Origin of the sequence: Marinobacter qingdaonensis (assembly GCF_034555935.1) — a bacterium.
Taxonomy (GTDB): Bacteria; Pseudomonadota; Gammaproteobacteria; order Pseudomonadales; family Oleiphilaceae; genus Marinobacter; species Marinobacter qingdaonensis.
In genome coordinates this window covers 2187037-2212906 of the sequence record NZ_JAYDCJ010000003.1, presented here as the reverse complement: position 1 = coordinate 2212906, position 25870 = coordinate 2187037, and the positions used below count along the sequence as shown (strand labels likewise).

20 protein-coding genes and 4 tRNA genes are annotated in these 25870 nt (G+C 61.4%); 6 read left to right on the top strand and 18 right to left on the bottom strand.

Features of this window, described 5'->3' with window-relative positions; all coding sequences use genetic code 11:
* Positions 1-35: 35 nt before the first annotated feature.
* From clpX to U5822_RS13350, 7 genes are all read right to left on the bottom strand, one after another.
* Positions 36-1319 (bottom strand): ATP-dependent Clp protease ATP-binding subunit ClpX, encoded by a 1284-nt coding sequence (gene clpX, locus U5822_RS13380; RefSeq protein WP_322856113.1) that lies wholly within the window; start codon positions 1317-1319, stop codon positions 36-38.
* A gap of 76 nt (positions 1320-1395) precedes the next feature.
* Positions 1396-2031, bottom strand: a complete 636-nt coding sequence (clpP, locus tag U5822_RS13375) for an ATP-dependent Clp endopeptidase proteolytic subunit ClpP (protein ID WP_322856112.1) — start codon at positions 2029-2031, stop codon at positions 1396-1398.
* Between the two features lie 175 nt (positions 2032-2206).
* A complete protein-coding gene (gene tig, locus U5822_RS13370) occupies positions 2207-3511 on the bottom strand; it encodes a trigger factor (protein ID WP_322856111.1) in 1305 nt (434 codons plus the stop codon).
* Between the two features lie 219 nt (positions 3512-3730).
* Positions 3731-3815 (bottom strand) — tRNA-Leu (locus U5822_RS13365).
* 73 nt (positions 3816-3888) lie between these two features.
* Positions 3889-3964 (bottom strand) — tRNA-His (locus tag U5822_RS13360).
* Positions 3965-4050: 86 nt separating this feature from the next.
* Positions 4051-4127: transfer RNA gene (locus U5822_RS13355), tRNA-Arg, on the bottom strand.
* Between the two features lie 33 nt (positions 4128-4160).
* A tRNA-Pro gene (locus U5822_RS13350) sits at positions 4161-4237 on the bottom strand.
* 233 nt (positions 4238-4470) lie between these two features.
* Here U5822_RS13350 and folD point away from each other — a divergent pair.
* Positions 4471-5328 (top strand): bifunctional methylenetetrahydrofolate dehydrogenase/methenyltetrahydrofolate cyclohydrolase FolD, encoded by an 858-nt coding sequence (gene folD / locus U5822_RS13345; protein WP_322856110.1) that lies wholly within the window; start codon positions 4471-4473, stop codon positions 5326-5328.
* Positions 5329-5420: 92 nt separating this feature from the next.
* On the opposite strand, the gene U5822_RS13340 is transcribed toward folD, so the two are convergent.
* The 3 genes from U5822_RS13340 to U5822_RS13330 all read right to left on the bottom strand — a co-directional run bounded on the left by U5822_RS13340 (position 5421) and on the right by U5822_RS13330 (position 10814).
* Positions 5421-7601 (bottom strand): malate synthase G, encoded by a 2181-nt coding sequence (locus U5822_RS13340; protein WP_322856109.1) that lies wholly within the window; start codon positions 7599-7601, stop codon positions 5421-5423.
* Positions 7602-7749: 148 nt separating this feature from the next.
* Positions 7750-9138, bottom strand: coding sequence for a cysteine--tRNA ligase (cysS, locus tag U5822_RS13335; protein ID WP_322856108.1), 1389 nt, complete (start codon positions 9136-9138; stop codon positions 7750-7752).
* Positions 9135-10814, bottom strand: coding sequence for a glutamine--tRNA ligase/YqeY domain fusion protein (locus tag U5822_RS13330; RefSeq protein WP_322856107.1), 1680 nt, complete (start codon positions 10812-10814; stop codon positions 9135-9137). Before U5822_RS13330 ends, cysS begins: the two co-directional genes overlap by 4 nt.
* Positions 10815-10951: 137 nt before the next feature.
* On the opposite strand from U5822_RS13330, the gene U5822_RS13325 reads away from it, so the two are divergent.
* Both U5822_RS13325 and U5822_RS13320 read left to right on the top strand, forming a co-directional pair.
* Positions 10952-11461, top strand: coding sequence for a peptidylprolyl isomerase (locus U5822_RS13325; RefSeq protein WP_322856106.1), 510 nt, complete (start codon positions 10952-10954; stop codon positions 11459-11461).
* A complete protein-coding gene (locus U5822_RS13320; RefSeq protein ID WP_322856105.1) occupies positions 11458-12183 on the top strand; it encodes a UDP-2,3-diacylglucosamine diphosphatase in 726 nt (241 codons plus the stop codon). The genes U5822_RS13325 and U5822_RS13320 overlap by 4 nt, the downstream gene beginning before the upstream one ends.
* Before the next feature lie 44 nt (positions 12184-12227).
* On the opposite strand, the gene U5822_RS13315 is transcribed toward U5822_RS13320, so the two are convergent.
* The 5 genes from U5822_RS13315 to U5822_RS13295 form a co-directional block, all read right to left on the bottom strand.
* Positions 12228-12938 carry an amino acid ABC transporter ATP-binding protein gene (locus U5822_RS13315; RefSeq protein ID WP_322856931.1) on the bottom strand — a complete coding sequence of 237 codons (711 nt, stop codon included), beginning with the start codon at positions 12936-12938 and terminating at the stop codon, positions 12228-12230.
* 98 nt (positions 12939-13036) lie between these two features.
* The gene (locus U5822_RS13310; RefSeq protein ID WP_322856104.1) at positions 13037-14122 is read right to left on the bottom strand and encodes an amino acid ABC transporter permease; all 1086 of its coding nucleotides are present in this window, start codon (positions 14120-14122) and stop codon (positions 13037-13039) included.
* The gene (locus tag U5822_RS13305) at positions 14122-15309 is read right to left on the bottom strand and encodes an amino acid ABC transporter permease (RefSeq protein ID WP_322856103.1); all 1188 of its coding nucleotides are present in this window, start codon (positions 15307-15309) and stop codon (positions 14122-14124) included. Before U5822_RS13305 ends, U5822_RS13310 begins: the two co-directional genes overlap by 1 nt.
* A gap of 89 nt (positions 15310-15398) precedes the next feature.
* On the bottom strand, positions 15399-16427 hold the full coding sequence (locus tag U5822_RS13300; RefSeq protein WP_322856102.1) for an amino acid ABC transporter substrate-binding protein: 1029 nt from the start codon (positions 16425-16427) through the stop codon (positions 15399-15401).
* A 262-nt stretch (positions 16428-16689) separates the two neighbouring features.
* Entirely contained in the window at positions 16690-17574 is an 885-nt protein-coding gene (locus U5822_RS13295; RefSeq protein ID WP_322856101.1) for a hypothetical protein, read from the bottom strand.
* A gap of 200 nt (positions 17575-17774) precedes the next feature.
* On the opposite strand from U5822_RS13295, the gene U5822_RS13290 reads away from it, so the two are divergent.
* Positions 17775-18833 carry a 2-dehydropantoate 2-reductase gene (locus U5822_RS13290; RefSeq protein WP_322856100.1) on the top strand — a complete coding sequence of 353 codons (1059 nt, stop codon included), beginning with the start codon at positions 17775-17777 and terminating at the stop codon, positions 18831-18833.
* Between the two features lie 23 nt (positions 18834-18856).
* Here U5822_RS13290 and U5822_RS13285 read toward each other — a convergent pair whose 3' ends face one another.
* Positions 18857-20431, bottom strand: a complete 1575-nt coding sequence (locus U5822_RS13285; RefSeq protein WP_322856099.1) for a PQQ-dependent sugar dehydrogenase — start codon at positions 20429-20431, stop codon at positions 18857-18859.
* A gap of 128 nt (positions 20432-20559) precedes the next feature.
* Positions 20560-21330, bottom strand: coding sequence for a ferredoxin--NADP reductase (locus U5822_RS13280; RefSeq protein WP_322856098.1), 771 nt, complete (start codon positions 21328-21330; stop codon positions 20560-20562).
* 141 nt (positions 21331-21471) lie between these two features.
* Here U5822_RS13280 and U5822_RS13275 point away from each other — a divergent pair, with 141 nt between their 5' ends.
* Positions 21472-22353 carry a LysR family transcriptional regulator gene (locus tag U5822_RS13275; RefSeq protein ID WP_322856097.1) on the top strand — a complete coding sequence of 294 codons (882 nt, stop codon included), beginning with the start codon at positions 21472-21474 and terminating at the stop codon, positions 22351-22353.
* A 1-nt stretch (position 22354) separates the two neighbouring features.
* Here the strand turns inward: U5822_RS13275 and U5822_RS13270 are convergent, their stop codons facing one another.
* Positions 22355-22960, bottom strand: coding sequence for a MiaE family protein (locus tag U5822_RS13270; protein ID WP_322856096.1), 606 nt, complete (start codon positions 22958-22960; stop codon positions 22355-22357).
* 258 nt (positions 22961-23218) lie between these two features.
* On the opposite strand from U5822_RS13270, the gene U5822_RS13265 reads away from it, so the two are divergent.
* Positions 23219-25813, top strand: a complete 2595-nt coding sequence (locus tag U5822_RS13265) for a bifunctional aconitate hydratase 2/2-methylisocitrate dehydratase (RefSeq protein WP_322856095.1) — start codon at positions 23219-23221, stop codon at positions 25811-25813.
* Positions 25814-25870: the final 57 nt, after the last annotated feature.

Below are 25870 nucleotides of genomic sequence, written 5' to 3'. Positions count from 1 at the left end.
CCGCCCCTTTTTTACTGCTTGCTTGCCGTCACCGATCAGTCTTCCGGGACTGCCTTGGCGTGATCGCTGCTGGCGTAGATCTTGAACGGCTCGGAATCGCCGTCGATCACGCTTTCGTCGATCACCACCTTGGTCACATCGTGCTCGGACGGGATCTGATACATGGTATCCAGCAGGGTCGCCTCCATGATCGACCGCAGGCCCCGGGCACCGGTCTTCCGCTCCATGGCCTTGCGCGCCACTGCACGCAGTGCATCCTCGCGGAAATCCAGCTCGACGCCTTCCATGTCAAACAGCTTCTGGTACTGCTTGGTGAGGGCGTTCTTGGGCTCAGTCAGGATCTGGACCAGGGCTGCCTCGTCCAGCTCGGTCAGGGTTGCGACCACCGGCAAACGACCGACGAACTCGGGAATCAGGCCGAACTTGACCAGGTCCTCGGTTTCCACGTCCTTGATGATGTCGCCTGTGCTCTTGCTGTCGTCCTGGCTCACCACCGAGGCGGAGAAACCGATGGAGCTGCGCTCCGACCGCTCCTGAATCACCTTGTCCAGGCCGGCAAAGGCGCCGCCACAGATGAACAGGATGTTGCCGGTGTCGACCTGCAGGAACTCCTGCTGCGGGTGCTTGCGGCCACCCTGGGGTGGAACCGACGCCACGGTACCCTCAATCAGCTTCAGCAGCGCTTGCTGCACACCTTCACCGGAGACATCCCGGGTGATGGAGGGGTTGTCCGACTTACGGGAAATCTTGTCGATTTCATCGATGTAGACAATGCCACGCTGGGCCTTGTCGACGTCGTAGTCGCACTTCTGCAGCAGCTTCTGGATGATGTTCTCGACGTCCTCACCCACATAGCCCGCCTCGGTCAGCGTGGTCGCATCAGCAATGGTGAAAGGAACATTCAGCATGCGGGCCAGGGTCTCGGCCAGCAGGGTCTTACCGCTACCGGTCGGGCCAATCAGCAGGATGTTGCTCTTGCCCAGCTCGACATCGGCCTTGCCCTCGCCGTAGCGCAGGCGTTTGTAGTGGTTGTACACCGCTACCGACAGCACCACCTTGGCGCGGTCTTGCCCGATGACGTACTCGTTCAGGGTGTCGCGGATCTCAGCAGGCGTCGGGAGACGGTCGCTGGCCTCTTCCTGAGCATTTTCCTGAATTTCTTCACGGATAATGTCATTGCACAGGTCCACGCACTCGTCGCAGATGAACACCGAGGGCCCTGCAATGAGCTTTCGGACTTCATGCTGGCTCTTTCCGCAAAACGAGCAGTAGAGCAACTTGCCGTTATCGTCGCCCCTGCCGTTTCTATCATCTGCCATTGAATTACCTCTGGTCTTGGTTAGCCGGCGTTACTGGCTATTACGCCGGCCAAGTATGATGCGATTACTTCCAGTATTATTTATTCGGCACGCGCTTATCAAGTATAGAATCGATGAGCCCGTAGTCCTTCGCCTGCTGCGGATCCATGAAGTTATCACGGTCGGTGTCCTTGGCGATGGTGTCCAGGTCCTGCCCGGTGTGGTGCGCCAGGATGGAATTCAGGGTGTGGCGGATCTTGAGGATTTCACGGGTGTGAATCTCGATGTCGGTCGCCTGACCCTGATAACCGCCCAGGGGCTGGTGAATCATCACCCGGGAATTGGGCAGACAGGCCCGCTTGCCAGCCGCGCCACCTGCCAGCAGGAAGGCGCCCATGCTCGCGGCCTGACCGACACACAGGGTGGCCACGTCCGGCTTGATGAACTGCATGGTGTCGTAGATGGACATACCGGCTGTGACGGAACCGCCGGGACTGTTGATGTACAGGTGAATGTCCTTGTCCGGATTCTCGGATTCCAGGAACAACAACTGGGCAACGATCAGGTTCGCCATGTGGTCCTCGACCGGACCGACCATGAAAATCACCCGCTCCTTCAGGAGCCGGGAGTAGATATCAAACGAGCGCTCGCCCCGAGCCGTCTGCTCAATAACCATCGGCACCAGGCCGGAATTGGTAACCATTGCGGGACCATCAATTGGTTTCTGCGTCATGTGCGCCTGAACTCCTTATGGACAATGGGTCGTGGACTCGCGCCACGGCTTTCACTCTGGGTATTACTGCACTGCTTACTTTGCCAGCCGCCGGCCCAGATGAAAACAGCCGGACATGCCGGCTGTTTTCGTCGTTCGGCCAACCGGGCCGGAGGTCACCCCGGCCCGGACAGGATCAGCGCTGCTGCTGCCCTGCCTGAACGGCTTCTTCGTACTTGACCTTCTTCTCTTTTACCTTGGCCCGCTCCAGGACAAAGTCAACAACCTGGTCTTCCAGAACGGAGGACTCGATCTGGGACTTCTGCTCCGGGTTGCTGTTGAAGTGGGCAACCACCTCTTCCGGCTGTTCATACGTAGACGCGATCTCCTGGATCTTTTCGTCCACCTTGGCCGGCTCGGCCTTCAGGTCGTTCTGCTTGACCACTTCCTGGAACAGCAGACCGGTCTTCACGCGACGCTCAGCCTGCTCCTGGAAGATTTCCTTGGGCAGCTGCTGGAAGTCAACCTGGCCACCGAAACGCTGAACCGCGTCCTGACGCAGACGGTCGATTTCCTGGTCCACCAGCGCCGCCGGCACGTCCAGCTCGGTGCTCTCGAGCAGACCGTCAACCACGTCGTTCTTGACCTTATTGGACACCGCCTGCTTCAGCTCGCGCTCCATGTTCTTCTGCACTTCTTCGCGGAAGCTGGCTTCGTCTTCGGCGTCGATGCCGAACTTCTTGAAGAACTCGGCGTCCAGCTCAGGCAGCTGCGGCTCTTCAACCTTGTGGATCTTGATCTCGAACTTGGCCGGCTTACCCGCCAGCTCCTCGTTGTGGTAATCCTCCGGGAAGGTCACCTCGATCTCCATGTCCTCGCCGGCCTTGCCACCCTGAACGGCTTTCTCGAAGCCCGGGATCATCTGGCCGGAGCCCAGGGTCAGGCGATGGCCTTCGGCGGCGCCACCCTCGAACTCTTCACCGTCGATGAAGCCTTTGAAATCAATGGTCAGCACGTCCTTGCTCTTGGACTTGCGCTTGACTTCCTTCATGGTGGCCTGCTGGCGACGCAGGTTGTCGATCATCTTGTCGACGTCTTTCTCGGAGATCTCGGAGGTCAGCTTCTCGACGGAGATCTTGCTCAGGTCACCCAGTTCGATTTCCGGCAGCACCTCGAAGATGGCCACAAATTCCAGGTCCTTGCCCTCTTCCATCACCTTCGGCTCGAACTTCGGCCAGCCTGCCGGGTTGATGTCCTGCTCCTGCAGCGCCTTGACGTACTGATCGCGCATCACTTCGCCCACAACTTCCTGGCGGACGCTGTCACCGAAACGACGCTTTACCACCTTCATGGGCACCTTGCCCGGGCGGAAACCGTTCAGGCGCACGGTGCGCGCGGTTTCCTGCAGGCGCTTTTGGACCGCCTGGTCAATTTCCTGGGCGGGCACACCAATCGTCATGCGACGTTCGATGTTGGAGGTCGTTTCAACAGACACTTGCATGGAGGATCCTCAAATTACAGGTTCGGTATGTGAATGAAATAAAACCAAAAAGCCCAAAACCGGACAAACGCCCAGAAAGGACTGAAAATTAAAAGGCGATAGTTTATCACGGTTTGGCCCAGCGAGAGAATCACCTGTCACAGGCGAATTCAGCGGGTTCAACCACGCCTTATAACGGCTTTGTGCAATAGATGGGGATGAAACACAGAAAAGAAAGGGTGGTGCGAGAGGAGAGACTCGAACTCTCACGGGTTGCCCCACTGGAACCTAAATCCAGCGCGTCTACCAGTTCCGCCACTCTCGCACATCAATTGCAAGCCCGGCTGCGCCGTGGGCGATCGGGAGCTTTGCAGAAAACGCGGAAAAAACAAGAAAAGTGGGGTGGACGAAGGGGTTCGAACCCTCGACCGCAGGAGTCACAATCCTGAGCTCTACCAACTGAGCTACGTCCACCACATTCGGGACATACCTTTCGGTATCTTCAACCTTTCAACTTTGCTGCTTTGGCGACCCCGGTACGTACCCAGTCGGCGACTGTATGGCGCGCCCGGCAGGACTCGAACCTGCGACCATCCGCTTAGAAGGCGGATGCTCTATCCAGCTGAGCTACGGGCGCTTGACCGTTCGCCCACCTGAATACTCAGAAAAGTGGTCGGGGTAGAGAGATTCGAACTCCCGACATCCTGCTCCCAAAGCAGGCGCGCTACCAGACTGCGCTATACCCCGTCTGAACTGAACAACAAGTGCCTCAGCAAAGTTGGCGCGCATATTACCGGCGCCGATCGACGCCGTCAACACGGATTTCCAAATTCACCGAAACATTGGACCTCAATGTGACCCCGGCAGACGATCAAAGTTCCCGTCCCCCTGCCCCCGACCTCCCGCCAATTGGAGTTCCGACGGAAGCATGAGACAATGCGCAGCCTCCATTTTCTAACGCCCAAGCGACAAGACGAGACATGAGCGCCAAACTGATTAACGGAAAAGAAATTGCCGCCGGTGTGCGACAGCAGGTTGCCGCCGGTGTTGAAGCCCGCCAGCAACAGGGGCTGCGGGCACCCGGGCTGGCCGTGGTTCTGGTCGGTGACGATCCGGCCTCCCAGGTATATGTAGGCAACAAGCGCAAGGCCTGCGATCAGGCCGGCATCCTGTCGCTGTCTTATGACCTGCCTGCAGACACCTCCCAGGAGGCGCTCGAGGCGCTCATCGACGAACTGAACGAGAACCCGACCGTCGACGGCATCCTGGTGCAACTGCCCCTGCCGGACCACCTGGACGCCGACCCCATCCTGGTCAAGATCCGCCCGGACAAGGACGTAGACGGCTTTCACCCGTACAACATTGGCCGGCTGATGCAGCGCAAGCCCACCCTGCGCCCGTGCACCCCCGCCGGCATCATTACCCTGCTGGACAGCATCGACACCCCGTACAAGGGCCAGCACGCCGTCATCGTCGGCGCCTCCAACATCGTGGGTCGGCCGATGAGCATGGAACTGCTGCTGAAAGGTGCCACCACCACGGTGTGCCACCGGTTTACTCCGAACCTGGAAAAGTTCGTCCGTGAAGCGGACATTCTGATCGCCGCAGCCGGGAAGCCCGGCCTGATCAAGGGCGAATGGATCAAGCCGGGCGCCACCGTGATCGACGTGGGCATCAACCGGATGGACGACGGCAAGCTGCACGGCGACGTGGACTTCCACGCCGCGGCTGAGCAGGCCGCCTACATCACCCCGGTACCCGGCGGTGTTGGCCCGATGACCATCGCAACCCTGCTGCAGAACACCCTGTACGCCGCCGACGTGCTGCACGACGACTGACCAGGATAGGTGCGCCAGGCCGGCACTCCCGGCTTGGCCCGGTCATAAAAAAACCCCGCTCTTGGCGGGGTTTTTTCGTTCCTGCTCGGTACTTACGCGCCGTACTTGGCTTTCGCCTTCAGGCGGTAGGCGTGCAGCAGCGGCTCGGTGTAGCCGTTTGGCTGCTCGCGACCCTTCAGGATCAGGTCCATGGCGGCCTGGAACGCAACGCTGTCGTCGAAGTTCGGCGCCATGTTGCGGTAGGACGCATCACCGGCGTTCTGCTTGTCGACCACGGCAGCCATGCGCTTCATGGTTTCCTCGATCTGCGCCTGGGTGCAGACACCCTGGTACAGCCAGTTGGTCAACAGCTGGGAGGAAATCCGCAGGGTGGCACGGTCTTCCATCAGCCCGACGTTGTTGATGTCCGGCACCTTGGAGCAACCCACGCCCTGCTCGACCCAGCGAACCACGTAGCCAAGGATGCCCTGGGCGTTGTTGTCCAGCTCCTGCTGGATGTCCTCGGCCGACAGTGCGCTCGGATCTTCCATGACCGGCACGGTCAGGATGTCGTCCAGGCTGGCGCGCGCACGACTTTCGACCTCTTTCTGCACGTCGCTGACACTGACCTGGTGGTAATGAGTCGCGTGCAGGGTCGCTGCGGTCGGGGACGGAACCCAGGCGGTGTTGGCACCGGCTTTCGGGTGACCGATCTTGGCTTCCAGCATGCCCGCCATCAGGTCCGGCATGGCCCACATGCCCTTGCCGATCTGCGCCACGCCACGGAAACCGGTCTCCAGGCCGATATCCACGTTCCACTGCTCGTAGGCGTTGATCCACGCCGCCTGCTTCATCTCACCCTTGCGGATGAACGCGCCCAGCTCCATGGAGGTGTGCATCTCGTCGCCGGTGCGGTCCAGGAAGCCGGTGTTGATGAACACCGCGCGCTCTTTGGCAGCGTGGATACAGGCTTTCAGGTTCACGGTGGTGCGACGCTCTTCGTCCATGATGCCGACTTTCAGCGTGAAGCGCGGCAGACCCAGGGCGTCTTCGACACGACCAAAGAATTCGTTGGTGAAGGCCACTTCTTCCGGACCGTGCATCTTGGGCTTCACGATGTACATGGAACCCTTGGTGCTGTTCTGGAAGCTGCCGCCACCCTTGAGGTCGTGGATCGCGATCAGGGACGTGATCAGGCCGTCCATCAGACCCTCTGGCACTTCCTGACCGTCGCTCAGCAGGATCGCCGGGTTGGTCATCAGGTGCCCCACGTTCCGGATGAACATCAGGCTGCGACCCTTCAGTACCAGCTCGCCACCGTCGGTGGCTGTGTAAGTGCGGTCCGGGTTCATCTTACGGGTCAGCTGCTTGCCACCCTTCTCGAAGGTTTCCTGCAGATCGCCCTTCATCAGGCCCAGCCAGTTGCGGTAGGCCAGCGCCTTGTCGTCGGCGTCCACGGCTGCGACCGAGTCTTCGCAGTCCATGATGGTGGTCAGGGCCGACTCCATCAGCACGTCTTTGACGTTGGCGCCGTCGTCTTTACCAATCGGATGGCTGGCGTCGATCTGGATCTCGAAGTGCATGCCGTTCTTGACCAGCAGCACGCCGGTCGGTGCATCGGCGGCACCGGTGTAACCGACAAAACCGGCTTCGTCTTTCAGACCGGTGGTGTCACCGTTCTGCAGCTTCACCACCAGCTTGCCACCCTCGACCAGGTACTTGGCGGCGTCCTTGTGGCTGCCGGCGGCCAGCGGGGCGGAGCTGTCCAGCAGGTTGCGGGCCCACTCAATGACCTTGGCGCCGCGCACCGGGTTGTAGCCAGCACCCTTGTCGGCACCACCCTCTTCGGAGATGGCGTCGGTGCCGTACAGTGCATCGTACAAGCTGCCCCAACGGGCGTTGGCGGCGTTCAGTGCGAAACGGGCGTTCATGATCGGCACCACCAGCTGGGGACCGGCCATGGTGGCCACTTCCGGATCCACGTTGGAGGTGGAGATCTTGAAGTCCGCCGGCTCGTCGACCAGGTAGCCGATATCCTTCAGGAAGGACTTGTACTCGGCCATGTCCAGCTTCTGGCCCTTGTGATCGCGGTTCCAGGTATCCAGTTTTTCCTGGATCTGGTCGCGCTTGGCCAGCAGCTCGCGGTTGCGCGGCGCCAGCTCGTTCACGATCTTGTCAAACTCCGCCCAGAATTTGTCGGCATCCACGCCGGTTCCCGGAATGGCTTCGTTGTTCACGAAGTCATACAGATTCTTTGCGACCTGAATGCCGCCGACTTGTACGCGTTCTGTCATCGTTGTCTGCCTCAGTGGGTTATGTTTCCCGACTCCCCCTTCGCTGTGAGGGGGCATTCTAATTCGAGCGCCGCATTGTAAGGGAAAATCCCTACAAGATCATGCCCGCAAGCGCAAAACTGGTCTGACCAACGGCCGCCGACCGGAATCAGGCTTTTCGCCAGGTGGTCCCTTGCCGCGAATCATCAAGGATGATGCCTTTGTCCGCCAGCTCGTCCCGGATACGGTCCGCCTCGGCAAAATCCTTGGCTAAGCGGGCATCCGTTCGGGCCTGAATCATCGCCTCGATGTCCTCGGCGCTCAGTTCGCCACCGGTATCGGCCTGGAAAAACGCCTCCGGGTCCTGCTGCAGCAGACCGAGCACCGCGCCCAGGCGCACCAGCACCGCCGCGCTTTCCTTGGCTTCCTGCTCCTGCCCATCACGTCGGTGCTGGTTGATGTCGTTCGCGACCGCGTGCAACACGGCAATGGCGCCAGCGGTGTTGAAGTCGTCGTCCATCACTTCCTGGAACCGGCGATCGTGCTCGGTTTCCGCCACTTCCCCGGCTTTGGCCGGCACCACACCGCGCAGGGCGTGGTAGAGCTTGGTCAGGGTGCGGCCGGCCTCCGCCAGGTTGTCCTCGGAGTAATCGACCTGACTGCGGTAATGGCTGGACACCAGGAAGTAACGCACCACCTCGGCCGGATAGGACTCCAGGATCTCGCGAATGGTGAAGAAATTGCCCAGCGACTTGGACATCTTCTCTTTGTTCACGCGAATGGCACCGGCGTGCATCCAAGCCCGGGCAAATTCGTGGCCGGTGGCACACTCGGACTGGGCAATCTCATTCTCATGGTGCGGAAACAGCAGGTCCGGACCACCGCCGTGAATATCGAAGGTGTCACCCAGGCAGCAGGTGGACATGGCGGAACATTCGATGTGCCAGCCCGGGCGACCGTCGCCCCAGGGCGACGGCCAGCTGACCTCACCCTCGTCGGCCGCTTTCCAGAGTGCGAAATCCGCCGGACTGCGCTTGGCTTCCTGGACGTCGACGCGAGCACCGGCCACCAGGTCTTCGAGCTTCTTCTTACTCAGCTTGCCGTAGCCGTCGAAGGACTCGACGGCAAAGTAGACATCGCCGTTGTCGGCGGCGTAGGCATGGCCACTGGCCACCAGCTTGTGGATCATCGCCACGATTTCATCGATGTAGCCGGTCGCCCGAGGCTCTTCGGTGGGCGACAGCACACCAAGACGGGCCTCATCCTCGTGCATGGCGCGAATCATGCGCTCGGTCAGTTCGGTAAAGCGCTCTCCGTTCTCTTCGGCGCGGCGCAGAATCTTGTCATCGATGTCGGTGATGTTGCGCACGTAGTGCACGTCGTAGCCCCGGTGACGCAGGTACCGGGTGATCACGTCGAAGGCCACCAGCACCCGGGCATGGCCCAGGTGGCAGTAGTCGTAGACGGTCATGCCGCAGACGTACATGCGAACCTTGCCCGGCTCGATGGACTTGAACTCTTCCTTTTGCTGCGTGAGCGTGTTGTAGATGCGGATCACTTGCCCCCCTTACCCCAGGAGTCACGCAGAGTGACGGTACGATTGAACACCGGGTGGCCGGCCTGGGCGGTCAGCTCCGGGTCGCAGAAGAAATAGCCCTCGCGTTCGAACTGGTACGGCAGGTCGGTGCGCGGCTCGACCAGACCCTTCTCGGCACGCGCGCCCTTGAGCACCACCAGGGAGTCCGGGTTCAGGTGATCGACAAAATCGCCGTCCTTGTCGCTGTCCGGGGACTCGTGATTGAACAGGCGATCGTACAGGTTGATGTCGACCTCGACGCTGTCGGCGGCGGACACCCAATGCACCACGCCATTGGGCTTGTAGCCCTCCGGGTTGACGCCCAGGGTGTTGGGGTCGTACTCGCACTTGAGCTCGACAATCTCGCCACGGTCGTCGCGGACGATCTCACGGCAGGTCATGACATAGCCACCGCGCAGACGCACCGCCTGATCCGGCGCCAGCCGCTTCCACTTGCGCGGAGGCTCCTCGACGAAGTCGTCCCGGTCGATGTACAGGGTCTGGCTCCAGGTCACTTCCCGCTCGCCCATGTCCGGGCTCTGCGGGTGCACCGGCAGCACCAGGGTCTCGGTCTGGTCCGCCGGGTAGTTGGTCAGCGTCACCTTCAGCGGGCGCATCACGCACATGGCCCGCGGTGCCCGGCTGTTCAGGTCTTCGCGAATGGCGTGCTCGAGCATGCCCACGTCCACGGTACCGCCGGCCTTGTTGACGCCGATCATGTCGCAGAAGGTACGGATCGATTCCGGGGTGTAGCCGCGACGGCGCATGCCGGAGATGGTGGGCATGCGCGGGTCGTTCCAGCCGTCCACGAAGTTTTCATCCACCAGGCGCTTGAGTTTGCGCTTGCTGGTGATGGTGTAGTTCAGGTTCAGCCGGGCAAACTCGATCTGGCGCGGGTGGCAGGGGCCGGAAATGTTGTCCAGCACCCAGTCGTACAGCGGCCGGTGGTCTTCAAATTCCAGGGTGCACAGGGAGTGAGTGATCTCCTCCATGGCATCGGAAATCGGATGGGTGAAGTCGTACATCGGGTAGATGCACCACTTGTCGCCGGTCTGGTGGTGGTCGGCATAGCGAATACGGTACAGGATCGGATCCCGCAGGTTGATGTTCGGGGATGCCATGTCGATCTTGGCGCGCAGCACCAGCTCACCGTTCTGATACTTGCCGGCACGCATGTCCCGGAACAGCTGCAGGCTTTCCTCGACCGGGCGGTCGCGGTAGGGGCTGTTCTTGCCCGGCTCTTTCAGGCTGCCGCGGTATTCCGCCATTTCATCGGCCGACAGGGCGCAGACGTAGGCCTTGTCCTTCTCGATCAGTTCCTCGGCGAAGGCGTACAGGGCGTCGAAATAGTCGGAGGCGTGACGGACGTCGCCGGCCCAGTGGTAGCCCAGCCACTCCACATCCTGCTTGATGGCGTCGATGTATTCCTGGTTTTCCTTTTCCGGGTTGGTGTCGTCAAACCGCAGGTTGCACTCGCCACCAAAGGTCTCGGCGATGCCGAAATTCAGGCAGATGGACTTGGCGTGGCCAATGTGCAGATAGCCATTGGGCTCCGGCGGGAAACGAGTCACCACCTTGTCGGTGTGCTCGCCTTTGGCGATCGCGTCTTCGATCAGGCTCTGAATAAAGTTGTGGGCTTTCTTCGACTCGGCGCTCATACGTTCTCTGTCAAAAGGAGGTGGATCTGAAACTCGCTATTATACTCACAAAACCGGCCCGGACTCATGCATAGCGGGAAACACTTGCGTACAATAACGCCTTTACCCCTATTCACCCTTAGCAACAGGAAACCCTGATGATTCTGCTGAAAACCAACCTCGGTGACATCAAGCTTGAACTCGACTACGACAAGGCCCCTGAGACCGCGAAAAACTTTGAACAGTATGTACGCGACGGCTTTTACGACGGTCTGGTTTTCCATCGGGTAATCGGCAACTTCATGATCCAGGGTGGCGGCTTCGAGCCGGGCATGACACCGCGCAAGACCCGCGAGCCGATCCAGAACGAAGCCGACAACGGCCTGAGCAACATGCAGGGCACCGTCGCCATGGCCCGCACCATGGACCCGCACTCGGCCACCGCGCAGTTCTTCATCAACGTTGAGAACAACGGCTTCCTGGACCACACCGCCAAGAACGCCGAGGGTTGGGGCTACTGCGTCTTCGGCAAGGTGGTCGAGGGCATGGACACGGTGAACCAGATCCGTGCGGTGCGCACCACCATGAAAGCAGGCCACCAGGATGTGCCCGCCGATGACGTGATCATCGAGAAGGCCGAGGTGCTGGAGGACGGAGGCGCGGCGTGACCACGCTGTTCATTTCCGACCTGCACCTGGAGGAATCCCGGCCGGACATCACCGACGCGTTCCTGGCGTTCCTGAAGGACAAGGCGCATGGCGTTGAGCGGCTGTACATTCTCGGCGATTTTTTCGAAGCGTGGATCGGCGACGACGAACGCACCCCGCTGCAGGAGCAGGTCGCGGCCGCCCTGCGCGAGGTCAACGCCAGCGGCACCGAGATTTTCCTGATGCACGGCAATCGGGACTTCCTGATTGGCCAGGACTACTGCGAGCGTGCCGGTGCCACCCTGCTCGACGACCCCACGGTGGTGGACCTGTACGGTACCCCTACCCTACTAATGCACGGCGACAGCCTGTGCACCGCCGACGTGGAGTACCAGAAGTTCCGCGCCAACATGCGCAACCCGCAGTGGCAGCAGATGATCCTGCAGCGCCCGCTGGCCGACCGCCAGCAGATGGCGCGCCAGTTGCGGGAAATCAGCATGGCCAAGAATCAGGGCAAGGAAGAAACCATCATGGATGTGACACCGGAGGAAGTGGTCCGGGAGATGGAAGCGCACGGCGTGCAGCGCCTGATCCACGGCCACACTCACCGGCCGGCCGAGCACGAACTGGAGGCCAACGGCCAGCCGGCCAAGCGCATTGTGCTGGGCGACTGGCACACCCACGTGTGGTGGTTGACCGTCCAGCCCGGTCAAGAGCCGGTGCTGCAAAAGCAGCCGCTGTAACCAAAAAGGCCGGGCAATTGCCCGGCCTTTTTTTGCCTCTAGATTCAGTGCGCCAGAATCTGCTTGAGGAACTTCTGGGTCCGCGCTTCCTGCGGGTTGGTGAAGAAGTCGTGAGGCGGCGCCTCCTCGACAATCTCCCCACCGTCCATGAAGATGACCCGGTCGGCCACGGTCTTGGCGAAACCCATCTCGTGGGTCACGCAGAGCATGGTCATGCCACTGCCGGCCAGCTCGATCATGACGTCCAGCACTTCCTTGATCATCTCCGGATCGAGCGCCGAGGTGGGCTCGTCGAACAGCATGATCTTGGGTTTCATGCACAGCGCCCGCGCAATCGCGACCCGCTGCTGCTGACCACCGGACAGCTGGCCCGGGAACTTGTGGGCCTGGTCCGGGATCTTGACCCGTTCCAGGAACTCCATGGCGGTCGCCTCTGCTTCCTTGCGCGGGATCTTGCGCACCCAGATCGGCGACAGGCAGCAGTTCTCCAGCACCGTCAGGTGCGGGAACAGGTTGAAATGCTGGAACACCATGCCAACTTCGCGGCGCACACTGTCGATCTGGCGCACGTCGTCGGTGAGTTCGACATCGTCGACGATGATCTTGCCCTGCTGATGCTCTTCCAGCCGGTTGATGCAACGGATGAAGGTGGACTTACCCGAGCCCGAAGGCCCGCAGATAACGATCCGCTCGCCCTGGTGCACGTTCAGGTTCAGGTCTTTCAGTACGTGGAAATCGCCGTACCACTTGTGCATCCCTTCCACACGGATAATGTCCGGTTTCTCCCTCGTCTTGCCCTGAGAGGAAGACTTTACGTCTGAAGTTTGGGTTTGTTCTGTCATTGGGTTACCCATCAGGTTTTATGACCGGTGTCGAGTTTGCGTTCGAGTTTCTGGCTGTACTGGGAGATACCGAAACAGAATATCCAGAAACAGAAGGCCACGAAGACATAGCCTTCTATGGCAACGTTTTGCCAGGCCGGGTCCGTCACCGTGGACTGCACGGTGCCCAGCACGTCGAACAGGCCGATAATCAGGACCAGCGTGGTGTCCTTGAACAGCGCAATGAAGGTGTTCACGATGCCCGGGATGACCAGCTTGAGCGCCTGGGGCAGCACCACCAGGCCCATCTTCTTCCAGTAGCCCAGGCCGAGGGCGTCCGCCGCCTCGTACTGACCCCGGGGAATGGCCTGCAGGCCACCGCGGATGACTTCGGCCATGTAGGCCGACTGCCAGAGCGTGATGCCGATCAGCGCCCGGGCCAGCTTCTCGAAGTTGACGCCCTCGGGCAGGAACAGCGGCAGCATCACCGAGGCCATGAACAGCACGGTAATCAGGGGTACGGCCCGCCAGACCTCGATGAACACCACACACAGCCCGCGAATGATCGGCATCTCGGAGCGTCGGCCCAGGGCCAGCAACACGCCAATCGGCAGCGATGCGATGATCCCGATGTAGGCCAGGATCAGGGTCAGCATCAGACCGCCCCACTTGGTGCTCTCGACTTCTTCCAGACCAAAGCTGCCGCCCGGAATCAGGAAATAGCCGATCAACGGCAGGCCGGTCATGCCAAAGATCCCAAGCCACTTCCGCCCCGGGAAGCGCTCAATGAACTGGGGCACGAAGGCAATCGCCAGCAGCAGGAACATGAAGTCCACACGCCACTGGAGGTCATCCGGATAGAACCCGTAGATAAAGAAGTTCAGACGCTGGCTGATGAACAGCCAGCAGGCCCCGGCGCCGGTGCAGTCGCTCGGGTCGTTGCCCTCAAAGCTGGCGTCAAACAACGCCCAGCTGAGCAACGGTCCGACGCTGGTGACCAGCAGGTAGCCCACCGCCAGGGTGAGCAGCGCGTTGTACCAGGTGGAAAACAGGTGCTCACGCATCCACTGGATGGGACTGAGGGCCTTTTTCGGTGGTTTCATGGTGGATTCAGTCATCATCGCTCCTTAATCGCCACGGCCCGGTTGTAGATGTTCATGAACAACGAGATCGACAGGCTGATGGTGAGATACACCGCCATGGTAATGGCGACCACCTCAACCGCTTGCCCGGTCTGGTTCAGGGTCGTCCCCATGAACACGGCGACCAGATCGGGATACCCGATGGCGGTTGCGAGCGAGGAGTTCTTGGCCAGGTTCAGGTACTGACTGGTCAGGGGTGGAATGATCACCCGCATGGCCTGGGGGATCACCACCAGACGCAGGGTCAGGCCATTAGGCAGGCCGAGGGCTTTGGACGCTTCGGTCTGGCCCTTGCTGACGGACAGGATCCCTGAGCGGACAATCTCGGCAATGAAACTGGCGGTGTACAACGACAGGGCCAGCCACAGTGCGGCGAGTTCCGGAATGATGGTAATGCCACCGCGGAAGTTGAAGCCCTTGAGCTCAGGAAACTCCCATTGCAGCGGGCCACCCGCGGCGAAATAGGCCAGTGCCGGCAGCAGCACCAGGATCGCCACCCCCACCTTGAAGGTAGGGAAAATCTGCCCGGTCGCCACCTGGCGCTTCTTGGCCCAGATCCGAATACCCACCACCGCGGCAATGGCCACCAGAATGGCACCCCAGACCAGGCCAAAGCCGTCCTGGGTCAGCGGCTCGGGAACGTACAGGCCCCGGTTGTTGAGGAACATGGTGCCGCCCACGTCGATGCTCTGCCGCGGCGACGGCAAAGCCCCGAGGACCGCGAAATACCAGAAGAAAATCTGGAGCAGCAACGGAATGTTGCGGATCACTTCGATGTAGACCAGTGACACCTTGGCCACCAGCCAGTTACTGGACAGACGCGCCACGCCGATGATGAAACCGAGGATGGTGGCCGCAACAATCCCCATGGCAGACACCAGCAGGGTGTTGGTCAGACCCACCCAGAAGGTACGGCCGTAGGACATGGTGGCGTCGTAGGGAATCAGGCTCATGATGATGCCGAACCCGGCGGTTTCCTCAAGGAAACCGAAACCGGTGCTGATACCCCGGCTCTCCATGTTGGCGAGCGTGTTGTCTACCAGCGTCCAGCCACCCCAGAACACCAGGGCGATGGCAACGATCTGAAAGAATATGGAGCGAACCCGCGGGTCATACCAGGGTTTTGGCCCCGCTGGTTTGGTATCGATTGTTTGTTTTTTCATGCAATTTCCCGGAAAGCTTCCCTGCAACTTACTTCATCAGAGATCACAGGAGGCGCCCCGGATGGGGCGCCCCTGCGTGCTTTCTGGTCTTACCGGACCGGCGGGGCATACAGGATGCCGCCTTCGGTCCACAGGGCGTTGATGCCGCGGTCCAGACCCAGCGGGGTGTCCGGGCCGACGTTGCGGTCATACATCTCGCCGTAGTTACCCACCAGCTTGACGACCTTGTGGCCGAAGTCAGCCGGCAGGCCCAACTTGGCGCCCATGTCGCCGTCGGTGCCCAGCAGGCGCTGGATGTTCGGATTGTCGGAAGATTTGGCCATCTCGTCGACGTTGTCCATGGTCACACCCAGCTCTTCGGCGTTGATCTGCACGGACAGCACCCACTTCACGATGTTGAACCACTGGTCATCACCCTGACGAACCACCGGGCCCAGAGGCTCCTTGGAAATGGTGTTGGGCAGGATGATGGCAGAGCTCGGGTCCTGCAGCTTGGAGCGCAGGGCTGCCAGCTGGGAGCGGTCGGAAGTCAGCACGTCACAGCGACCGGCGGAGAAACCCTGAACGGTCTGCTCGGAGGTATCGAATACGATCGGCTTGAATTCCATACCCTTGGCGCGGAAGTAGTCGGACAGGTTCAGCTCGGTGGTGGTACCTGCCTGGATACACACGGTGGCACCGTCCAGCTGGGTGGCGTCATCGACGCCGATGTCCTTGTTCACCAGGAAGCCCTGGCCGTCGTAGTAGTTCACGCCGGCGAAGTTCAGGCCCAGGGACGCGTCGCGGGTCAGGGTCCAGGTGGTGTTCCGGGACAGCATGTCGATTTCACCGGACTGCAGTGCGGTGAAGCGTTCCTTGGCGGTCAGCGGAGTGAATTCGACGGCCTTGGCATCACCGAAGATGGCGGCTGCTACGGCGCGACAGGTGTCGACGTCGATGCCAGTCCAGTTGCCCTTTTCGTCCGGCTGGGAAAAGCCTGGCAGGCCGCTGGTAACACCACACTGCAGGTGGCCTTTCTGCTTGACGTTTTCAAGGGTCGTCGCGGCCATCGCACCGGTCGCCGTGAAGGCGCCCACTGCCAATGCCATCCCCAGCGCAATCGATTTCGTCTTCTTCATTATAGTGTCTCCAAACATCTGTTGGTTACTTCGCGAAAGCTCTTCAGCAATTTGCAAGCCATGCGCGGTAAGTATTTGATTATTTGTATTTATTGTCTTCCAACAAGCCGCAATCCTTGCCAAGGCCGGATGAAATGAGCGAACCGGCGCACCAACGGCGCGCAGGTCCAAATCGCTCGCCCTGTCCTGGAGCAAGAATTACGAACCGTACCATAACAAAGTAGATCAAACTTCATGTTTTCAACTAGTTTTTTCCAGAAATTTATGTGGACGCCGGCATGTCGACAGGCTCCCGATAGCTCTCCAATCGCTTCAGCCAGCCTTCCAGCCACCGCTCCCGTTCGATCGGGTTTTCCGCGTTGGCCGCCCGGCGCTTGAGCACCGTTGCCGCCGCCTCCCGGAATCGGTCCAGCGCCGGCTTACCGGCGGTGTCCGCTTCCATGGCCAACAAGACCTGCAGCAGGCCCCAGCCCTGCCCCTTGTACCGCTCCATCCGGGACAGCCCCTCGCCCTTGAAGTTGACGTAATCCATCAGGGCGTAGATACCGCCCGGCGTGGCTGCCAGAGCCTTGAGCCGGGTCCGCACCGAGGCCCGCTGATCCGCCGGGGCTTCGGCCACCACATCGGTCAGAGATTGCTTGGCCCGGCGCACGATAAACTCCGCCTGCAGGCCCTGGGTGCCCGCCAGGAACGACCGCAATTCGGCAACTTCCACCGAGTCCTGGGCCGCCAGAAAGGCCTGCCGGTCCGGCCAGGGCGCATCGAAGGGTTCGAGTTTGCGCAACCAGTCCGGCACTGGTGCCTGGCGCTGCACCATATACTGGATCAGCGCCGGGAAGCTCTCGATGAAGCGATCCTCCACCCCTTTCGGGTACCAGATGAAGTGACCGATTCCCAGAGACGGGAAGGCCTCGCCCTCATTCCAATGCACCAGGCAATCGAGCTGGCCGGCGCATTCGTTGCGGAAAATCTGCGCCCCCACCCATTTCATCTGGGCCGGCTTCAGGGTGACCGAGATATCCGGCTCGGCTGACTCCGCCTCGGAGACTTCCGACTCGGCGCCGGCCTCCGGACCGCCATTGCCGGGCGCGTCGCACCCGACCAGCAGCAGCGCGGCCGCCAGCACCCACAACATTCGTCTATCCATCGCCTGAACCTCCATCTCATGTGCCCGAACGGGGCCGGCCGGCTGCCGCCCTCACGGTTCGGAAAAGAGTCATTATGAAGCAGTGGCGAAGCTCGGAAACACCCTTCGGCTTACGATTTGGACAGAAACCAAATTGACTTATCCGCGCAGCCGGGACAGGCTTCCCAGGTCCCAACAACAACGCCAAAACAGGAACTCCAATGACCCGGACTGTCACCCCCGATGCCGTGCCGAACCCTCGCATAGTGGTGTTCGGCGCTGGCAGTGTCGGCTGCTACGTCGGTGGCCGCCTGCTCGCCAGCGGTGCCAACGTCACCTTGGTCGGCCGCCGTCGGCTCCGTGACATACTGATGGCGCATCCGCTGGTATTGACCGATTACCAAGGTTACCGCTCCGAAACCCACCTGACCCCGGACCAGTTCACCGAGGACGCCTCGGTTGTCGCAGACGCAGACCTGGTGTTGGTCACCGTCAAATCCGCCGCCACGGCCAATGCCGGCGAAAGCCTGGCGCCGCATCTGCGTCCGGGAACGCCGGTCATTAGCCTGCAGAATGGCATTTCCAATGCGGCCGTTCTCGAGAGCCGATTGCCGGGGGCGAGTGTCAGTGCCGGCATGGTGCCGTTCAACGTGGTCCAGAAACAGCCCGGCCACTTTCACCACGGCACCGAGGGCCACCTGATGGCCGCCCGCACCGATGGCCTGGACGCCCTGCTCCCGACGTTCGCGCGCAGCGGCCTGGCGCTGGAGCTGCGTGACGACATGCTCTCGGTGCTCTGGTCCAAGCTGCTGCTGAACCTAAACAACCCGATCAACGCCCTGTCGAACGTACCGCTGCTGGAGGAGTTATCGGATCGGGACTACCGGCGCTGCCTGGCCCTGGCGCAGCGGGAGACCCTGGAGCTGCTGGCCCAGGCCGGGATTCAGACCGTCAAGCTGACCGCCCTGCCTATGAGCCTGGTGCCGCGGGTAATGGCCTTGCCAAACTGGGCCTTTAATCGGCTGGCCAGCCGGATGCTGGCGATTGATCCGGTGGCGCGTTCGTCCATGTGGGAGGACCTGGAAGCGGGCCGGCCCACCGAGGTGGACTATATCAACGGCGAGGTGGTTCGGCTGGCCCAGTCTCTGGGCCGGACGGCCCCGATCAACCGGTGCCTGACTGAGCTGGTGCACCAGTGCGAAGTCACCCGGCGACGCTGGCCTGGGGATGAGCTGCTGGCCGAGCTGCGGTCGGCAAGGCGCCTGGCCGCCCGGGCCTGACCCGCAAGCGCCAGCAGCGCCGTTCACTTGGGGGCAATGCGCAGGAGTTGACCGTTTTCGCTGTCGGTCAGCAGGTACAGGGCGCCGTCGGGGCCGGTGATGACATCCCGAATGCGGGCCTCCAGTTCCTGAAAGAGGACCTCAACGTCCCGGGCCTGGCCGCCAGCCAGGGAGACCCGATGGACACTGCGCTCAGCCAGAGCCCCGATCAACAGGTCGCCCTGCCACTGGGGAAACAGTTCGCCCCGGTACAGCGTCATGCCGGAGGGGGCAATGGACGGCGTCCACTGCAGCAGCGGTGGCGCCATACCCGCGCGCTCGGTAAACGGCGTAACCAGGGCTCCGGTGTAGTCCCGACCGAAGCTGACCACCGGCCAGCCGTAATTGGCGCCGGGACGGATCAGGTTGATTTCATCGCCGCCCCGCGGCCCGTGCTCGTGACTGATCAGGCGCTCGCCCACCGGATCGTAGACCAGCCCCTGCACATTCCGGTGGCCGTAGCTGTAGATTTCGGGCCGCGCGCCCGGCTCGGACACCAGCGGGTTGTCGTCGGGCACCGAACCGTCCGGCCACAGCCGCACCAGGCTGCCCAGATGGTTACCCAGTATCTGGGCCTGTTCCCGGTAATCGAACCCGTCACCCAGCCCCACCACCAAGGAGCCATCGGGCAGCCAGGCCATGCGCCCGCCGTAATGGGCGTTGCCACGCTTGGCCGGATGAGTGCGGAAAATCTCGGTCACCTGTTCCAGACGTTGCGCTCCGAGTCGGGCCCGGGCCAGGCACAGATGATTGGCGGAGGCGGTGCCACAGGCGTAGGACAGCAGCACCAGCCGACTGTCGGGAAAGTCCGGCGCCAGCGTCACATCGAACAGCCCCGCCTGTCCGGACACGAACACCGGCGGAACGCCGGCAATCGGCGCGTCAGACAAAGCGCCGTCCGGGGTCAACCGGCGCAGCTGGCCCGACCGCTCGGTAATCAGGGCGCCGCCATCGGGCAGAAACGCCAGTGACCAGGGATGGCTCAGCCCGACGGCCAGTTCCTGGATCTGGTAGTGGGCGGCGGTTTGAGCCTGGGCCTCCGGTGCCAGACCGGGCGCGCCCGCCAGCGCCGCCAGCAGCCACACTGGCGCGTCACCGCCAGTGGCGCCGGCTCGAGTTGCGGTCAGGCGGGCGTACAGCCAGCCGGCGAAGGCCGCCGCCAGCGCCATGGCCGCAAGCCCCGTGCTCGTGCGGGTGGCGGCAATCAGCGTCGGCATGGGCGCAAAGGTGTTGACCAGCGTGAAGGTCAGCCACAGGCCGATGGCCGCCCCCAGGGCGTGAAAGAAACTGCGGGCAGGCCAGCCCAGCAGTTTCAGGGCGGCCCCGGTAATCAGGGTGGATGCAAGAAAGCTGACTCCGAAGACAGCGGCGTACAGCGGGGCAAAGTGCAGCAGATCCTGCGCGGTGGCCGACAACCGGGTAGCCAGGGCAATCTCCACGCCCAGCTGTTGCAGCGCCAGCAGATTGAACTGGGTCTGCACCACGCTGCCCACGGCTGCACCGGCCACCAGCGCAATCAGAAATCCCGGAATCGGCCCCATACCAGCTTGTCTGCTCACCCCCACCTCCGTGCGGTCAGAAGTCGTCGTTTCCTCGACTATAGCGGCATCCGCCGGGGCAACACCAAAAAGAAAGCCCCGGGCTTTCGCTCCGGGGCTCTCGATGTGGGCGCGTTGCCGGCGGCGACTTACTGCTCGACAAACGCCCGCTCGATCACGTAATGACCCATCTCACCACCGCGGGCTTCCTTGAAGCCCATCTTGTTGAGGATGGCGCAGGTGTCTTTGAGCATGCTCGGGCTGCCGCAGATCATGAAGCGGTCGTTCTCCAGATCAAAATCCTCCAGCCCCAGATCCTCGGTGATCTTGCCGCTTTCCATGGCGTCGGTCAGACGACCCTGGTTGCGGAACTCCTCGCGGGTCACGGTTGGGTAGTACTTCAGCTTGCCCTGGACCATCTCACCGAAGAATTCGTTTTCCGGCAGATCTTCGATGTCTTTCTGGTAGGCCAGCTCGGACACGTAGCGCACGCCGTGGGTCAGGATGACCTTGTCGTAGGCCTCATAGACCTCCGGATCCTTGATGATGCTCATGAACGGCGCCAGACCGGTGCCGGTGCTGATCAGCCAGAGGTTCTTGCCCGGCAGCAGGTTGTCCATCACCAGGGTACCGGTGGGCTTGCGGCTCACCAGGATCTCGTCGCCCGGCTTGATCTTCTGCAGACGGGAGGTCAGCGGGCCGTCCTGCACCTTGATGGAAAAGAACTCCAGCTCTTCCTCGTAGTTGGCGCTGGCAATGCTGTAGGCGCGCATCAGCGGCTTGCCGTCGGTTTCCAGGCCAATCATCACGAAGTGGCCGTTCTTGAAACGAAACCCGGGATCGCGACTGGTCTTGAAGCTGAACAGGGTATCGTTCCAGTGGTGTACGCTGGTCACTGTTTCTTTAATCAGGTTGCTCATGTAAACCTCGTCCTGCTCGTTTCGCCTGTATGCGATGTGTTCGAAATTGAATTGCGGAAAGTTTACCGCAGGACTAACCTATCGGGAAAATGGGATATTCTCATAACCTTATTCGAGCCAGTCGATTTAGGATAGCCGATCATGAAATACAGTTTCCGCCAGCTGGAAGTCTTCCTCGCCGCGGCCCATTTCCAGAACATCACCCGCGCCGCGGAATCCCTGGCCATGTCCCAGTCCGCCGCCAGCAGCGCCCTGAAAGAACTGGAGAACCAGTTCGACATCCAGCTGTTCGACCGGGTCGGTAAACGGCTGCAACTGAACGAGCTCGGTCGTCTATACCGGCCCAAGGTGGAGGCGGTACTGGCCCAGGCCAATGAGCTGGAACAGGCGTTCAGCAAGCATTCGGAAGTCGGCGCCCTGAAGGTGGGTGCTACCCTGACCATCGGCAACTACCTGGCGGTGGGCGTCATGGCCGACTACATGAACACCCCGACCCACCCCAAGGTGTCCCTGGAGGTGGCTAACACCAGCACCATCGCCCGACGGGTGCGGGACTTCGAACTGGACATCGGCCTGATCGAGGGTGAGCTGCATTCCTCGGAACTGGAAGTCCTGCCCTGGCGCGGCGACGAGCTGGTGGTGTTCTGCTCACCGGAGCACCCGTTTGCCACCAAGGGAACCCTGACCGACGACGACCTGCGCCAGGCCACCTGGATCATGCGGGAACAGGGCTCCGGCACCCGGCAAAGTTTCGAGCGCGGCATGCACGGCCTGCTGTCCGACCTGAACGTGCTGCTGGAGCTGGAACACACCGAGGCGATCAAGCGCGCGGTGGAAACCAACCTGGGCATTGGCTGCCTGTCGGAGGTGGTGCTGGAAGACGCCTTCCGCCGGGGCAGCCTGGTGCCGCTGAAAGTGCCCGAGCACCGGCAGTTCGACCGGCAGTTCTACTTCATCCTGCATAAGCAGAAATACCGCAGTGCCGGCATCGACGCCTGGATGGAGCTGTGCCGCCGGCTCTAGCTCAGTGCACCGGGCCGCTGTGGAACCGGAATTCGGTGTCCGGCTCAATGATCAGGCCATGTTCGATGGCGAGAAAAGTCTGCACCCGATCGGTGACCGGGCCGCCGTTGGCCTGCTCCGCCAGCTTCAGGTAGTCCTGGTAATGGCGCGCCTCGGATTTCAGCAGACTGTTGTAGAAATCCGTCAGCTTGTCGTCCAGGTGCGGTGCCAGGGCGGCGAAGCGCTCGCAGGAGCGGGCCTCAATGATGGCGCCGACGATCAATACATCCACCAAACGCCCGGGGTCCTCCGAGCGCACTTCCTGGCGCAGGCCGGCGGCGTACCGGGCCGGAGTCAGGTGATCGTACTGCACCCCGCGCTTTTTCATGATCGCCAGTACCTGCTCGAAGTGCCGCAACTCTTCCCGGGCGAGCCGGGACATCTTGTTCAGCAGGTCGGTGTTGTCGACGTAGCGGTACATCAGGCTGAGCGCCGTGGACGCCGCCTTCTTTTCGCAATGGGCATGATCGATCAGCATCAGGCCCTGATTCGCCAGGGCATTGTCGATCCATTGCTGCGGCGTGCGGCAAGGCAGGAAGTCGTGAATCTCTTGCAGGGCGTCGTTCATGAGGTTGCGGGGGATTGTCGAATGTGGCGGCGGAGTATAACGCACTTAACAGATTACTCCGACCACTGTCCAACTTAACTTTATAAGGGGTTTCCTATAGAATGCAGCGCCAGATCAAGGAGTCTCTGAATAAATCCTGAAACCCCATCGGTGATTTGAGGCCTTATTCAGAGGCTCCTGCGGCCTTTCCGCCACAAAACTCCCGTCGGGCCTCGTGCCCACGCAGGCGGGACATACCAACTGATGAGGGTCCATATCGTGTTAGAAGCCTATCGTGAACACGTTGCCGAACGTGAAGCCCTGGGTATTCCTCCCAAGCCCCTGAATGCTGAGCAAACCGCCGCTCTGGTTGAACTGCTCAAGAACCCGCCGGCCGGTGAAGAGGAAACCCTCGTTTACCTGCTGGAAAACCGCATTCCGCCCGGCGTGGACGAAGCCGCCTACGTGAAGGCCGCTTTCCTGACCGCCATCGTCAAGGGCGAAGCCACTTCCCCGTTGGTTGACAAGCAAAAAGCCGTTCAACTGCTGGGCATGATGCAGGGTGGCTACAACATCGCCACTCTGGTCGACCTGCTGGACGACGCTGACCTGGCCGAGCTGGCCGGCGAGCAGCTGAAAAAGACCCTGCTGATGTTCGACGCCTTCAACGACGTGAAGGAAAAGATGGACGCCGGCAACGCCGTCGCCAAGGCCGTTGTTGAATCCTGGGCCAACGCCGAGTGGTTCACCAACAAGAAGAAGGTACCCGAGAGCACCAAGATGGTGGTGTTCAAGGTCACTGGCGAAACCAACACCGACGACCTGTCTCCGGCTCCGGATGCCTGGTCCCGTCCGGACATCCCGCTGCACGCCCGCGCCATGTACAAGATGGAGCGCGACGGCCTGAACCCGGAAGAGCCGGGTGTGACTGGCCCGATCAAGCAGATCGAGGAAATCCAGTCCAAGGGCCTGCCGGTTGCCTTCGTCGGTGACGTAGTCGGTACCGGTTCCTCCCGTAAGTCCGGTACCAACTCGGTACTGTGGTACTTCGGCGAAGACATCCCGGGCGTGCCGAACAAGCGTGCCGGCGGTGTCTGTATCGGTAACAAGGTTGCCCCGATCTTCTTCAACACCATGGAAGACGCTGGCGCCCTGGTATTCGAGGCTCCGGTCGACAACATGAACATGGGCGACGTGATTGAGATCCGCCCGTACGAAGGCAAGATCCTGAACGAAGCCGGTGAGACCATCTCCGAGTTCGGCTTCAAGTCCGAAGTGATCCTGGACGAAGTGCAGGCCGGCGGTCGTATCCCGCTGATCATCGGTCGTGGCCTGACCAACAAGGCGCGCGAAGCCCTGGGCATGGGCGCCACCGATATCTTCCGTCTGCCGAAGGATCCGGAAGCCGGCACCAAAGGCTTCACCCTGGCCCAGAAGATGGTCGGCAAGGCCTGCGGCCTGGAAGAAGGCCAAGGCGTACGCCCGGGCACCTACTGCGAGCCGGAAATGACTACGGTCGGCTCCCAGGACACCACTGGCCCGATGACCCGTGACGAGCTGAAAGACCTGGCCTGCCTGGGCTTCCAGTCTGACCTGGTTATGCAGTCGTTCTGCCACACCGCGGCCTACCCGAAGCCGGTCGACGTGGAAATGCAGCACACCATGCCGGACTTCATCCAGACCCGTGGCGGTGTTGCCCTGCGTCCGGGTGACGGCATCATCCACTCTTGGCTGAACCGCATGCTGCTGCCGGACACCGTTGGTACCGGTGGTGACTCCCACACCCGTTTCCCGATGGGCATCTCCTTCCCGGCCGGTTCCGGCCTGGTCGCCTTCGCTGCTGCCACCGGCGTTATGCCGCTGGATATGCCGGAGTCGGTTCTGGTGCGCTTCAAGGGCGAAATGCAGCCGGGCATCACCCTGCGTGACCTGGTCCACGCCATCCCCCTGTACGGCATCAAGCAGGGCATGCTGACCGTTGAGAAGAAGGGTAAGATCAACGAATTCTCCGGCCGCATCCTGGAGATCGAAGGTCTGGAGCACCTGACCGTTGAGCAGGCGTTCGAGCTGTCTGACGCTTCCGCCGAGCGCTCCGCCGCCGGTTGTACCATCAACCTGTCCGAAGACTCTGTGGGCGAGTACCTGCGCTCCAACATCACCATGCTGCGCTGGATGATTGCCGAAGGTTACGGCGATCCGCGTACCCTGGAGCGTCGCGCCCAGAAGATGGAAGAGTGGCTGAAGGATCCGAAGCTCATGCGTGCCGACAAGGACGCCGAGTACTCCCACGTCATCGAAATCGACCTGGCCGACATCAAAGAGCCGATCGTGTGCTGCCCGAACGACCCGGACGACGCCAAGTTCCTGTCCGAAGTCGCTGGCGACAAGGTCGACGAGGTGTTCATCGGTTCCTGCATGACCAACATCGGTCACTTCCGTGCCGCCGGCAAACTGCTGGAGCAGCACAAGGGTGCATTGACCACCCGCCTGTGGATGTCGCCGCCGACCAAGATGGACGAGGCGCAGCTGATGGAAGAAGGTTACTTCAACACCTACGGCACCGCCGGTGTGCGCACCGAGATGCCGGGCTGCTCCCTGTGCATGGGTAACCAGGCGCGGGTCGCTCCGAAGTCGACCGTGCTGTCCACCTCCACCCGTAACTTCCCGAACCGCCTGGGCGATGGTGCCAACGTGTACCTGACCTCTGCGGAACTGGCAGCGGTTGGTGCGGTTCTGGGCAAACTCCCCTCCCCGGCGGAGTACATGGAATACGCCAAGAACCTGAACAGCATGTCGAAAGAGATCTACAAGTATCTCAACTTCGACCAGATGGAGAACTACACCAAGAAGGCGGCCGAAGCGAACATCGCCTAAGCCCACACCTTCACGGTGAGCTCCACGAAAAACGCCAGCCCTCGGGCTGGCGTTTTT